We start from the raw sequence: 13,724 nt of genomic DNA on the forward strand, positions 1-13,724 counted from the left end.
TGCCGAGGCATTCACCGTTATAGCCGATCGGGATTGATGGGGGCGGTTGGTTTTTTGCCGGATGCTTTCGAACGCAGCAGGGGCTGCAATAGTTTGATCGTCGCAGTGACTTGTGCGTCAGGTTTGATTGCGAGGTTATGGAACTCGTTTGGGTCGGTGTGGTGATCGTAGAGTTCAACGCCGTGTTTACCTTCACCCCATTCGGTGTAGCGATACCGATCGGTGCGAATGCTGCATCCCATCACAGGATCGGGCAGACGGTCGTCTGCTGGACGCATGACTTGCGTGACTGCAAACCCATCCCAGGTCGTTAACGGATTCTCAAGCAACGGACGCAGGCTGCGGCCGGCTAGATCGGACGGTGATGGGATTCCGGCGAGGTCGGTCAGTGTCGGATAGATGTCCACGAACTCGACCACACGCTGGCAAGTACTGGTCATTGGTTGCTTGGAAGCTTTTTGTTGGTGGCTGCGAATGATAAGAGGAGCACGTGCGCCCTGCTCAAAAAGAGTTCGCTTTTGCCAGACGCCATTGTGTTCACCAAGGTGATAGCCGTGATCGCTCCAGAACACAACAATTGTGTTGTCGGATAACCCAAGATGGTCCAGGGAATCCAACAGCCGACCGACTTGGGCGTCAATGAATGATACGCACGCGTAATACGCCTGCGTTGCTTTAAGCAACGTCGTCTCGTCCAGACTGTAGTGCGGGACCGGACAATTATGAGCGAACGCTGCGGTGGGGATGTCTTCGCGATCATCTTCGGGCGCGTATGGCAATCGCAGCGACTCGGTGGGGTACATGTCGAAGTACTTCCTGGGTGCGACATAGGGAGTATGCGGTCGGAAGAAACCAACACCTAGAAAGAACGGTTCGTTCTTCCGTTCACTCATGATTTTGATCGCTTCGGTCGCAACCATGCCATCGGTTTGTTCCTCGTCGCCGCCATCCGCAGCAAGCCAACTCAATGAGCCACTGATCTTTCGGTGAGGTTCGGCATTGAACACCAACGATTCATCTGTTTTGTCGCGGCCCTTCGGATTGACGGTTTGATTCCACGATGGTGGGTCGTCGAAACCATTGGTGCCAATTGAAGCAGGAACGTTGTAGTGGTAAATCTTGCCGACGCGAGCCGCGAAGTAGCCGGCGTTTTGAAACGATTGAGACAACGTTACAACGTTGGGGACCTCGTCACGGAAGTGACGGTCGAGATCGTAGACCTTGATTTGATCGGGGCGTAATCCTGTCATGACGGAAGCACGAGTGGGATTGCAAAGTGGCAATTGGTTGTAGGCTCGTTGGAAGCAAACTCCAGTAGCCGCGAGCCGATCAATATTTGGCGTCTTTGCAACCACATCACCAAAACACCCAAGCGCACATGCCAAGTCGTCGACGGCAATGAACAGAACGTTTGGCTTTGAACCGCGACTTGACTCTTCAGCGATGCAGCATAGCGACGCGTTGAGAAGTCCCATTGAAAGAGCGATTCTTATCACGAAGCCGAAGTTAGTCGCGGGGCTCATGTGCTTCCAAAGTTGTGAGTATCATGCAGGCTAAGTTTTCCCGCGGCGGGTTGCGAGATTGCCACCAAAGGGTTTGCGAAACCACTAACATAGCCGCTACTAGATTTGTCCGTCGGATCAATCTTAATTCAAGCTTGGTGTCGTCTGGGTGTTTCGACTTGTTGACCTGTCCAATTCAGAAGCTATACGCAGGCGCTACGACGCAGATAGTCAGTGATTCCATTGCTACCTCTGGCGCACCTAGACTTTCAGTCCTGCCGTTTTACCGAAAATACATCCTCGAATGAGCCAACCTATGTTCTTCAAACTGCTGTCTCTGGCCTTCATTGGTGTCTGTTGTTTGGCGTTGTCGGGTGGAGGGGCCGCGAAGGTAGCCAATGCCGACGATGTGTATTCCGAGTCACCCGGGACAGACGGCAACGGTAATTTCACGATCGGCCCCAACTACACGATCGATCCCGACTTGACGGATCTTGGAAATCCTAAAGGTCGGTATTTTGAGTTCTCAATGCGACTGGCAGACAGCAGGATATTTCGAGGCGACGACTCAACACTGGATCCAAAAAAAGATGTCCGCAAAGAGCGAAAGATTTTCGTCTACATACCTGCCGCCTACCAAGACGGTACGAAGGCACCGGTACTTGTCAGTCACGATGGCCCGAGTCGAATGAACTTGATCAGAAACGCGCTAGACAACTTGACGATTTCCGATGAACCTAATCGCAGGTTGCCCGCGTTCATTGCGATTGCTGTTCAGAACGGGGGCGACGATAGCTACGGAAGTCAGCGGGGATTGGAGTACGACACGATGTCGGACCGGCTTGCCCGCTTCATCAATGATGAAGTTCTTCCAGCGGTGCTTGCGCATCCCGAAATCAAAGCGGCCTATCCGAATATCGCATTCACTGACAATCCTTGGGGCAAAGCAGTGATGGGGTGCAGTTCCGGAGGCGCAGCGGCGCTCACGATGGGCTGGTTTCGACCCGATTTGTTTCGCCGATTGATCACCTATTCGGGGACCTTCGTTGATCAGCAAGATGACGATGCCGCAGAGGAGGAAGCTTATCCACTAGGTGCTTGGGAATATCATTCAAGCATGAAGTTAATTGAGAATTCTGCGAAGAAGCCGCTTCGCATCTTTACGCATGTCTCGGAGCATGACAATCGTTCGAAAGATTTAGAGAGTACCTATCACAATTGGGTAATGGCGAACGAAAGAACAGCCGCAGCATTGAAAGCCAAGGGCTACGACTACCGTTACGTGTTCAGTCGAGCGACGCGACACTGCGATAAAAAAGTGTTTGAGCACACACTCGCGGACACGCTTGTCTGGATGTGGCGAGGCTACCAAGCGGACTAGCATTTAATCTTGTTCGCACGAGCAATCGCTAGCGGCTATAATCTCACGCTACTTCCCTCCTGAACTACCCTTCCCTCACCCGCTGCTTGAAGCGTGCTGTTTGCCGCCCGCTGCTTGCTGTCGGGCGTCTGCTTCTTGCGACCCCAAGCTGCACTCCCTTCCCTTTTTCCATTCTCAAGAGGCCTGGAATATGCGATTGCGCCCCTTTGTTTGCCTGATTACCCTGCTGTTGATCCCATTGGGAATCACTCGTGCTGATGACGATGGTTTTGTCTCGCTCTTTGATGGCAAGACGCTGGAAAATTGGGATGGCAATCCAAAATTTTGGAAGGTTGAAGAAGGGACGATCACGGGGCAGACAACTTCTGACAATCCAACCAAGGGCAACACCTTTCTCGTCTATCGGGGAGGTGAGTTTGCTGACTTTGAATTGCAATTTGAGTACAAGATCATCGGCGGCAACTCCGGTGTCCAATACCGAAGCTTCGAGCCAGATCAAGATAACCAGAAGTGGGTGGTTGGCGGATATCAGGGTGACTTTGAGGCCGGTGACACGTACTCTGGGATTCTGTACGGCGAACGTTTTCGCGGCATTTTGGCGAACCGTGGTCAGAAGACCGAACTCAATCGCATTGACGGTGAGTTTAAAGTCAAGGTAGTTGGATCGGTCGGTAAGTCGGCAGAGATTCAATCTAAGATCAACAACGAAGATTGGAACCACTACTCGATCACTGCTGATGGGTTTCACTTCGTTCACAAGATCAACGGTATCGTCACGGCCGAGTGCATTGATAATGATACTGCAGAGCGTCGTGAGTCAGGAATCATTGCCCTGCAGTTGCACGCCGGGCCACCGATGAAGGTGCAGTTCCGAAACATCCGGATTAAGAACCTCGGTGAGAGTAGCGACCACACCGAAGCGACCGGTAAGAAACGAGTTGTCTTCGTTGCAGGGAAACCAAGTCACGGCTATGGATCGCACGAGCACTACGCAGGATGTCGTTTGCTTGCTAACGCTCTGCGAGAATCAATGCCCGACTATCAAGTCGAAGTGATTCAGAATGGTTGGCCTGAAAACGGGATCAAGGCGTTCGAAGGTGCGGACTCGGTGGTGGTTTACTGTGATGGTGGCGGAAGGCATTTGCTTAACCCTCACGTCGATGAATTCAACGAAGTAATGAATCAAGGCGTTGGCTTGGTGTGCATTCACTACGCCGTAGAGACTCCCGAAGGAAAAACGGGCAATGCATTCTTGGATTGGATAGGTGGCTACTTTGAAGCCAACTGGTCGGTCAATCCGCACTGGGTGGCTGAGTTCAATGCTTTCCCCGATCATCCGACGACCAAGGGCGTCAAGCCATTCAAGATTAACGACGAGTGGTACTTTCACATGAGATTCCGTGACCAGATGAAAGATGTCACGCCAATCCTTTCGGCTCATCCACCCGAAGAAACGATGCGTCGCGAAGATGGGCCGCACAGCGGGAACCCGACCGTTCGCAAAGCCGTCGCCAATGGCGAAATACAACATGTGGCCTGGGCAGCGGAACGAGACGGTGGCGGACGCGGGTTCGGGTTCACCGGAGGTCACTTTCATTGGAATTGGGCCGACGAAAACTTCCGCAAGGTGGTGCTTAACGCCATCGTCTGGGCCTCGCATGGTGACGTTCCTGAGAATGGCGTGACCACCGAGAATCCAACTCAAGAACAGTTAGAGGAAAACCAGGACGAACCTAAACCGGCCACCGCAAAGTGATCGGCTATCCTTTGTCGTTGTGAGTTCCCCAAAGTGACTTTCGTTTAACCCAGGCGCGTCGCCTACTTTTTAGCCCAGGATCTAGAGATGCGATTTATTGTTGTCGGTATTTTTGCGTTGGTGAGTTTCCTTGCGGCTACGGTTCAAGGCGACGATTGGCTTCAATGGCGAGGTCCCGATCGTGCTAATCGTTCGACCGAGACCGGCCTATTTCGGTCTTGGGGAACGGAAGGTCCGAAGCTGGATTGGATGGCCGAAGGACTCGGTACCGGGTACGCAAGCGTTTCGGTTTCAGGGGATCGGATCTATACCACCGGCAACTTCCCCGGCAATCAGTCAGCCGTCGCGATCGACGCGAAATCGGGGAAGGTAATTTGGACTACTCCGATCACTCAGGGAGCTCCCAAGCACGGTTACGACGGCAGTCGTACGACGCCAACGATTGACGGCAATCGACTTTACATGGTCAGCAGCGATGGACGTATTGTCTGCCTGGAAGCGAACAATGGTTCGGAAGTATGGAGTCGCGACTTCAAAGATTGGGACGGAAAGATGATGAGTGGTTGGGGCTTCAGCGAGTCACCTTTGGTGGACGGAAACAAAGTAATCTGTACCCCTGGTGGTGATCGCGGAGTAGTAGTGGCTTTAGACAAGCACAGCGGCGAACAGATTTGGGCGGCGGTCCTGAAGGGCGAGTCTGTTAACGAAGGAGGACCGCAGTTGAACGAAGGTGCCGGATACGCATCGCCTGTGATTTCAGAGGGAGGCGGGGTGAAGCAGTACATTCAGTTGGTGGGTCGCGGACTCATTGGTATCCGGGCAACCAATGGCGAGATTCTTTGGCGTTATAGCCGAGTCGGTAACACCACGGCAAACATTCCCACCGCACTGGTTGATGGGGACTTTGTTTTCACGAGCACGGGATATGGAACAGGCTCGGCGCTATTGAAACTTTCGGCTGCTGGCAATGGTGTCAAAGCGGAAGAAGTTTATTGGCTGGAAAGCAACGAGTTGCAAAACAAGCATGGTGGTATGACCCTTGTGGACGGATATATCTATTGCGGGCATGGCAACGGTGACGGTAAACCGATCTGTGTCGAAATGAAGACCGGCGACGTCGCTTGGGGGCCGGTTCGGGCCGACGGCAAAGGCGAAACAAGTCTTGTGTACGCGGACGGTCACGTAATACTTCGACGCGAAAACGGTGTGATTATTCTGGCGAAGGCTACGCCCGAAAAGTTCGACGTGGTCAGTACGTTCAAGCCGGCATTTCAAGAACGCGAGAGCTGGGCGCACCCCGTGATCGCGGGCGGCAAACTGTATCTGCGTGAACAAAACAAGCTGATGTGCTACCAATTGAAATAGTGGCAATTTATCTGCCCACTGCCCTCTTGGTGTCATCCAATCGTCGGGCTGACGATAAGTTTTAGCCAGCGAGAATCTACTGGCGTTGAAGTTTGGCTTTGCAGTTGGAAATGGTATGGCGGACATCGGTGTATTGAAAACTTGGCCAGTCGTTGCATCAATGAATGGGCGTGTGAGGAACATGACACGCAACAGCGACGTCGATGGTTTTCAGGTTCGCAATGGCAAGGCGGGCAGCGGCCTAGTCACTTTCATTTCGATAGCGTTGTGTTTGCTCTTCATTTGTCAGCCTGCTTTGGCCGACGAAAACGCAAGTGAATTTGATTTGGCGGTTCGCGGTACGCAGCCGCTTGATCCAGAGGCGGAGCGTTTGACGTTCGTATTGCCTGAAGGTTTCGAAGTCACGCTGGTCGCGTCAGAACCAGACATCGACAAGCCCATGAATATGTCGTTCGATGCGAAAGGACGCTTGTGGGTTTCCAGCAGTGTTGAATACCCCTATGCCGCAACTACGGATGCGGTGCCTCGCGACACGATCAAGATTCTTGAAGACACCACCGGCGATGGTCATGCCGACAAAATCACCACTTTCGCTGACAAACTGAACATCCCGATGGGATTGTATCCGTACCGCGATGGAGTGATTTGCTTTAGCATTCCCAACATCTTGTATCTTCGTGACACCGATGGCGATGGCAAAGCTGACCTGCGGGAGGTGTTGTATGGTCCGATGGATACAACTCGCGATACTCACGGAATGTGCAACGCGTTCACGCGGGGCCTCGACGGATGGTTGTACGCCTGCCACGGTTTTAACAACCAGACGACGGTAGCCGGGCGTGATGGGCACCAAGTGACCATGCACTCGGGCAATACGTTTCGCATGCGTCCCGATGGGAGTCGCGTGGAACATTTCACCCATGGACAAGTCAATCCATTCGGGATGGCCATGCGACCCGAAGGCGATCTTTTTACGGCGGACTGTCACACCAAGCCGATCTCGCTACTGCTGAAAAACGGTTATTACGAGAGCTTTGGAAAGCCTCACGATGGCCTCGGGTTTGTTCCCAACATGATGGAACACCTGCACGGATCAACGGCGATCGGCGGTATTGCTCTGTATCATGCGTCTGAGTTTCCGGACGCTTTTTACGGGAATTCATTTCACGGCAACGTGATGACGAGTCGAGTGAATCGGAACTTCATCCAACAAGTCGGTTCGTCATTCGCCGCGATAGAGCAGGCGGACTTCCTGGTTTCCGGAGACCCATGGTTTCGTCCTGTCGATCTGCAGGTCGGGCCTGACGGGGCGTTGTATGTAGCAGACTTTTACAACCGCATCATTGGACACTACGAAGTCCCGTTGACTCACCCCGGTCGAGATCGACACCGTGGCCGCATTTGGAAGATTGCATACGTCGGAAACGCCCAACACGAGAACGAGGAACTTGAGAACGCGAACCACGATGACGCAACACAAAAGAGCGAGAAAGCCGATGACGCCGATCGCGTTGGTCGGGAACGTCACGACGTTTCTCATCCCGGCTTCGTTCATTCCAACGTCAATCATCACAATCCATCGGAAGTCGCTCAACGACCTTGGGAGCGCCACAATATCTCGACGCTGGACGATGCGATTCAATCGTTGACATCAGAGAACTTGGTAGTGAGGATGCTGGCGACCGATGCGCTGACCGATCGTTGGTCCGATGAGGTCCCCGAGCGTTTAAGCGAAGTTCTGCGTTCGTCACGGAATCCTCATGCAATTGTTCACGCCGCTTGGGTGCTCTTTCGCCGTCAACGATTGTCCGATGCAGAAATCCGCCGTCTGGTTGAGTCCAGTAGCTCATTCGTTCGTACTCACGTCTATCGAATCTTGGGTTGCGCTTCCGATCCCTTCGGAGATACGTCGAAGTTTCTGCTGGCCGGTGTCCGCGATTCTGATCCGCTGGCTCGACGCGCCGCTGTAATGGCGTCGGCTGTGCACCCCGATCGTTCGTTGGTCGAACCGTTGTTGAAACTTCATCGCGACACCAGCGGCGAGGATGTTCATCTGAAGCATGCAATACGAATGTCGCTCAAGGCCCATCTTCAGAATGATGCTTGGTTTCTGCAGACGGTTTCTAGCCTTGCTTCGGAACACCGAAAGTTACTCGGAGAGATTTGCCTAGCGATCAAGACGGAGCCGGCAGCGGAGTTTCTTGTTTCGGAACTTCAGCAGATAGCGTCTGAGTCACCTCAGGATCTGTCAAAGTATGTCGGATATGCAGCAAGGTATGCACCGTTGCCCAGGATCCCCGATGTGGTCGCGATTGGGAAAGTTCACTACGGCGGCGATGCTCAGACACGAGAAGAACTGCTCACGACGATTCGAAAGGCCGTTGAGCAGCGTGGCGAAGAACTTCCCACTGCGGTGCGAGATTGGGCGGTCGAACTTGCATCGCAACGACTCGCGGTTGCCGACCTAGATGCTTCCGTCGTTCCGATAGCTTGGACTTCGGTTCAAAGCGAAGTAACGGACTCGACAATTTGGAATGTTTCAACGATCCGGAATTCAGCCGACGGTGAAGTCGGCAGCCGGTTGCACAGCAGCTTTCCGGCAGGTGAATCAAAGACCGGGGTACTCCGTAGTGCCGCATTCAAACTTCCAAAGTCGTTCCAGTTCTATATGGCGGGACACGATGGCGACCCTGGGCAACCCATCGGAAGTAAGAACTTTGTTCGTGTTTGCGAAGCCGCGACCGGGAAAACGCTGAATCAATGGAGCCCACCTCGTGCGGACATCGCTCAAGCGATCAACTGGGAAAGTGGCGACAGCGAAGGGAAAGATGTTTACGTTGATTTGGTCGACGGTAACGACGCAGATGCCTACGCTTGGATTGCTGCGGGACGATTTTCGGTCGGCGGACTAAACCCACTTCGGTTGACTGAGGATTGGGGCCGTGGCGCAGAAATCGTTGCCGAGTTTCAGCTTTTCGAACTTCGTGAAGCTCTTGTATCGAAACTCCGTAACGGTTTAACAGCGGGTGCAGTTGCCAATGATTTGTCAAAGGCAGTGGTCCGTATCGATGGTCCCAACGCGATCAAGTTCACCTTTGTCGAGTCGCTTTCCATTTTTTCGATACAGGGTGAACTGCGACAACGCATTGTCGATCACATCATCAACGAGACGACCGAAAACGACGCTGACACTCTGATGGCAGAAATCATGGGGCGAGCCAGTTTTCCCGATCAGCGTCGACTCGCAGATTCGCTGGTGTCCGACGCGACGGGCGCTGACTTGTTGCTTCGGATCATCGAAGCTGGAAAGGGTTCGGTGCGATTGTTAAAAGAGCCTGCGATCGATGCCAAGCTTTCAACCGTTCTCGACGAAACAAGTCGCCAGCAAGTTAAGCAACTTGTCGCGTCGTTGCCCGAAAGTGACGACGCGATTCCTCTTTCCATCGAGCGAATTAAGAACTCGTTTGTTTCCAATCCTAGTGATGCAGTCGCTGGACGAAAGGTGTTCAAAGGCAACTGTAGTGTTTGCCATCAGGTTGCAGGTGAAGGAAAACAGGCCGGTCCCAATTTGGACGGGATCGGCAAACGGGGACTCGACCGCCTCCTTGAGGACATACTTATGCCCAATCAGAATGTCGATGTGGCGTTTCGATCGTCGCTTGTTCTGACGGACGATGGAGTCGTCCAGACTGGATTTGTCAAACAGACCGACGGCAATGGGGTGATCTTGATCGATAGCAAGGGTGTCGAAAGGCAGATCGATTCGTCCTCGATTGAAGAACTAAGAATGACAACGATGTCACCGATGCCGTCAAACTTGCATGAGGCATTGTCATCGCAACAAATGCTTGACTTGCTGTCGTATCTGTTGTCGTTGCCCTAGCATCCAACCGGTAGGGCAATTCGATTAATGGCTTTGCCAACTACTTGTTCATCTCACGTTGCAGCCATGCTCGGGCGTAAGCCCAGTTGCGTTTGGTCGTTCTAGGAGAAACTCCCTGTACCTCGGCAGTTTCATCGATCGTTAAGCCGGTGAAGTATCGTAGTTCGACAAGTTTGGCGAGGTCAGCATCTTCGATGGCAAGTTTGGTTAATGCATCATCGAGTGCGAGGAGTTCGTCAACATCATCGGCTACGACGATCGCAGCATCTTCGTCCAACTCACGACGAACATAGTCGCCCCCGCGTTTGTTTCGGCCACGTCGTCTCGCATTGTCAATCAAGATCCTTCGCATGGCCTCGGCGGCGGCGGCAAAGAAATGGCCACGACTGTCCCACTTTTGCTGATCTTCGCCACCGACCAAACGTAGAAACGCTTCGTGGACCAACGCGGTTGGTTGAAGTGTATGACCAGACTTTTCGTGGTTCATTTTGCTAGATGCCAATCCACGAAGTTCTTCGTAAACCAGCGGCAACAACTCGCTCGCCGCGTGCCGGTCACCTTCATGGATCGCAGATAAAATTCGAGTGACGTCGCGGTTCATAGATGCAAATCCCAGCGTTGACCTTGCGCCATACCTAAGCGAAGGGTTCACCGTCATCTTCACCAACTCACCGGATATATTCAAGGTTGGCGATTTTGCGGTGACACCATTAATTGGCGAGACTGGTCTAACAGAAGCGCCGGGAACGCGCTTGCCAGCGAACGGGGAACACGCTCGCTAGGAAAATCATCTTGTGATGGTCGTGTTCAACTCGCCTGCGTTAAATGTCGTTAAGGATCACAGTTGTATCCAAATCCCCACCAGGGAGCGTAGAACGATCCTCGTCCAAACTGACTCTCACCCCGGCAAATGTCTTTTGATCGAACAGGTGTTGCGGACTATCAGTTCGACGGCACAAGTGCATAAGAAATATTCGTTCTTTGTATCGTGCTAGGCAACGCGATCGAGAAAGTTACCGGATGAACTGAATTGTGATCCAAACGCTTTTTCAAAGGTGGCAACGTCAATGCCGTGTTCCTGGAGGACCTCAGTCATTGCCGAACGCATGGAATCGGGTGTCGTTCCAGTTGCCTCATTGGAACTTGTTTCGGTGATTGCTTGGATCATTTCAGAAAGTAAAAAATCGAGGCTGCTCTCGTCAACATTTGCAGCTAAAAGCGCAGACTCAACCGATGACGTGTCGTCGCTGTCCGGCTTCGGTCCTCGAGGGGGAGGCCCGGAAGGACGATTTGCCTTCATTGCCTCATCAAATTCGCTCGCATCGATTCCGTTCGCCTGAAGCACTTCTTCGACGGCGGACTGAATCGCAGTTTTACCTTCGGCGCCCGACAAGCCATCCGTGCTTGTACCGGCCACGGCTTCTTCGATTTGACTGAGCACGCTTGACGCGGTCGACTCGTCAACACCAACGTCTTCCAACGCTTGAGCAAACGCTTGTTGTTTGCCGTTGGGTGGTGGTCCTTGGGGCCGCCCTGTGAAGGACGTTTGTCCGGTATACGATGCTGATGCTGACGAAACATTCATGGGACGCTCGTTGAAATTGGTAAAAGGTTGGTTGTCTCGCGATGCAAGATGTCGCGATCCGATAACCGTCCTTTCGTGCAATTAGCTCGAACGTCTTGCGTCAAAAATGGCCGGATTAGCCATGTTTTGACAGGAAATCCAGGCCGAAAATATTTCCCGTAAAAGACCCGAATTACGTGACACCCTAGCGTGCCAGAAGTCGCATTGGTCGGTGGTGGTTACCCGAATGAATCTTTCGACTAGGAATTTCAACGATGCGATATTACCTTCCGCTGTTTGTTGTTTGCGGTTTGCTTGCGACACCCGTTCTCGTATCGGCACAGCCTCCCGGACGCGGTGGGCCACCGGGAGCGGGCGGACGAGGCGGTTCGCCTTTGGAAATGATCAGCGAACTCTTTGACCGCGCCGATACGGATCAAGATGGACAGCTCACCAAGACAGAACTCCAGGCGGCGATGCAATCCCAGCAAGGGGGCCGCCGTCAAAGACCGGGTGGCCCGCCGCCGAACGAAGCACAAGCGGATCAGTGGGGCAATCCTCAAGGACCACGCGGTGGCGAAGAGCATGGTCCGCCACCGCGTCCCGGCCAAGTGCTTCCCGATTTTGTCTCGGAGTCGCTCAACCTAACTACCAAGCAAACCCGTCAACTCGCAGCGCTGCAAACGGAAGTCGACAAACGACTCGCGGCTATTTTGACGGACGAGCAACAACAGCAGCTTCTAAACCAACGACCGCCCCATGAGCACGGAGACGGCGAGCACGGCGACGGCGAGCACCCTCATGGCGGTGGCGATCGTGAGATTGGTCGTCCGCAGCGTCCGCAGTAGTCATTATCGTTGGTGATGTTTCACTAGCCATGTTCGTTTCCCCAACCTGATTAAGTTCGATGTCAAAACGTATCGTCATTGTTGCGATGTCTGCGATCGCAACCGGTGTGGTCGCCGTGGTCGTAGCGCAACCTCCGCCGCGATTGCATCGTGTTATCGCGAAGGGGCAGTTGCAGAAACGACCAGCGACATCGACGCCGGTCATTGCCAATGGAGTGAAGATCGAAATCATTGGCGATGATCGAGTTATCACGTCCAATGGAGTACCCAATCATAAAACGGGTGAGTTTCCAAATAACGGAAATCCCAATCGGATTAGTGCTCAGTCGCACGTTTATCGAGTTCCAGCGAATCCCAGTATCGCCGACCACACCACGCCCATGCATGGGGAATTTGGTGTCGCGATCAACGGCGTTCCCTTTGATCCTGGGGCTGGTGAGTTCTACGATGGCGAACCGGGCTGGCAATACGAACCGCTTTCCGGCGCGATTGATTTAGGAATCGATGTTTCGCATGCCCATGTGCAACCCACGGGCAAGTACCACTATCACGGTCTGCCGACTGGGCTTATCGATTCGGTCAAAGTTGAGGCTGGAGCTCACTCGCCTTTGGTTGGATGGGCTGCGGATGGATTTCCAATTTACGCTGTCTATGGATACAGCGATCCCAAAGACGCAGCGTCGCCAGTTCAAAAGCTAACATCGAGTTATCAACTCAAGCCGGGTCAACGACCAGGTGGGAATGCACCTGGTGGAGCGTATGATGGGACGTTTGTCGCCGACTATGAATACGTCGAAGGTTCAGGAGACCTCGATGAATGCAACGGACAGTGGACGGTCACACCCGAGTATCCCGATGGCACCTATGCGTACTTCATGACCGAGCAGTGGCCGGTGGTTCCGCGGATCTATCGTGGTACGCCTTCAGAAGATTTTCGTCATGGTCCGGGCGGCGGTGGAATTCGGAATGGTTCCGGAGCCAGAAATCGTGGCCCGGGTGAGCCGATAACAGAAGCACGCGGCCAAAGTGTTCGAGAGCAAAATCGCTGGCATCCAAATGGACGTGGCGGACCGCGGCGAGGCGGACCACCACACCCTGAACCGCCACGACCTGGGCAGGTGCTTCCTGAGTTTGTCGTTGAATCATTGAGATTGTCCGACGACCAAAAACAGCAGCTCTCAGCACTGCAGCAAACCGTGGATGATGAGCTGGCCAAGATCCTGACACCCCAACAGCGTCAACAGCTCGAATCACCAAGTGGCTTCGGCCCGCCGGGAAGTTTTGGCCCGCCAAGTGGCTTCGGCCGGCCAGATCGATTGGACTCGCCTGGTGATTTTGGATCTCCTGGTGATCGCGGTTCAGGACGCGGCGGACCACTTCGACGCCGTCCTCAATAGAATGAGCTTTCACGTCGCTTCACTTGCC

At 53.4% G+C, this 13,724-nt stretch carries 9 protein-coding genes; 6 read left to right on the forward strand and 3 right to left on the reverse strand.

The window, feature by feature from the left end; translation table 11 throughout:
• Positions 1 to 17 precede the first annotated feature (17 nt).
• Positions 18 to 1,475, reverse strand: coding sequence for a sulfatase (locus tag Pla22_RS06245; RefSeq protein WP_146513847.1), 1,458 nt, complete (start codon positions 1,473 to 1,475; stop codon positions 18 to 20).
• A 343-nt stretch (positions 1,476 to 1,818) separates the two neighbouring features.
• Here Pla22_RS06245 and Pla22_RS06250 point away from each other — a divergent pair, with 343 nt between their 5' ends.
• The 4 genes from Pla22_RS06250 (at position 1,819) to Pla22_RS06265 (ending at position 9,887) form a co-directional block, all read left to right on the forward strand.
• A complete protein-coding gene (locus Pla22_RS06250) occupies positions 1,819 to 2,883 on the forward strand; it encodes an alpha/beta hydrolase (RefSeq protein WP_146513848.1) in 1,065 nt (354 codons plus the stop codon).
• Between the two features lie 190 nt (positions 2,884 to 3,073).
• Positions 3,074 to 4,639: a DUF1080 domain-containing protein gene (locus tag Pla22_RS06255; protein WP_146513849.1), complete on the forward strand. Its 1,566-nt coding sequence runs from the start codon at positions 3,074 to 3,076 to the stop codon at positions 4,637 to 4,639.
• A gap of 87 nt (positions 4,640 to 4,726) precedes the next feature.
• Positions 4,727 to 6,004, forward strand: coding sequence for a PQQ-binding-like beta-propeller repeat protein (locus Pla22_RS06260; RefSeq protein ID WP_146513850.1), 1,278 nt, complete (start codon positions 4,727 to 4,729; stop codon positions 6,002 to 6,004).
• Positions 6,005 to 6,185: 181 nt separating this feature from the next.
• The gene (locus Pla22_RS06265; protein ID WP_146513851.1) at positions 6,186 to 9,887 is read left to right on the forward strand and encodes a PVC-type heme-binding CxxCH protein; all 3,702 of its coding nucleotides are present in this window, start codon (positions 6,186 to 6,188) and stop codon (positions 9,885 to 9,887) included.
• 40 nt (positions 9,888 to 9,927) lie between these two features.
• Here Pla22_RS06265 and Pla22_RS06270 read toward each other — a convergent pair whose 3' ends face one another.
• A complete protein-coding gene (locus Pla22_RS06270; RefSeq protein ID WP_146513852.1) occupies positions 9,928 to 10,488 on the reverse strand; it encodes an ECF-type sigma factor in 561 nt (186 codons plus the stop codon).
• Positions 10,489 to 10,878: 390 nt separating this feature from the next.
• The gene (locus Pla22_RS06275; protein WP_146513853.1) at positions 10,879 to 11,472 is read right to left on the reverse strand and encodes a hypothetical protein; all 594 of its coding nucleotides are present in this window, start codon (positions 11,470 to 11,472) and stop codon (positions 10,879 to 10,881) included.
• A 254-nt stretch (positions 11,473 to 11,726) separates the two neighbouring features.
• Here Pla22_RS06275 and Pla22_RS06280 point away from each other — a divergent pair, with 254 nt between their 5' ends.
• Together Pla22_RS06280 and Pla22_RS06285 are read left to right on the forward strand one after the other, a co-directional pair.
• Entirely contained in the window at positions 11,727 to 12,299 is a 573-nt protein-coding gene (locus Pla22_RS06280; protein WP_146513854.1) for an EF-hand domain-containing protein, read from the forward strand.
• A 59-nt stretch (positions 12,300 to 12,358) separates the two neighbouring features.
• Positions 12,359 to 13,696 carry a YHYH protein gene (locus Pla22_RS06285; protein ID WP_146513855.1) on the forward strand — a complete coding sequence of 446 codons (1,338 nt, stop codon included), beginning with the start codon at positions 12,359 to 12,361 and terminating at the stop codon, positions 13,694 to 13,696.
• The last annotated feature ends 28 nt before the right edge of the window (positions 13,697 to 13,724 follow it).

Source organism: Rubripirellula amarantea (genome assembly GCF_007859865.1).
Lineage (GTDB): Bacteria > Planctomycetota > Planctomycetia > Pirellulales > Pirellulaceae > Rubripirellula > Rubripirellula amarantea.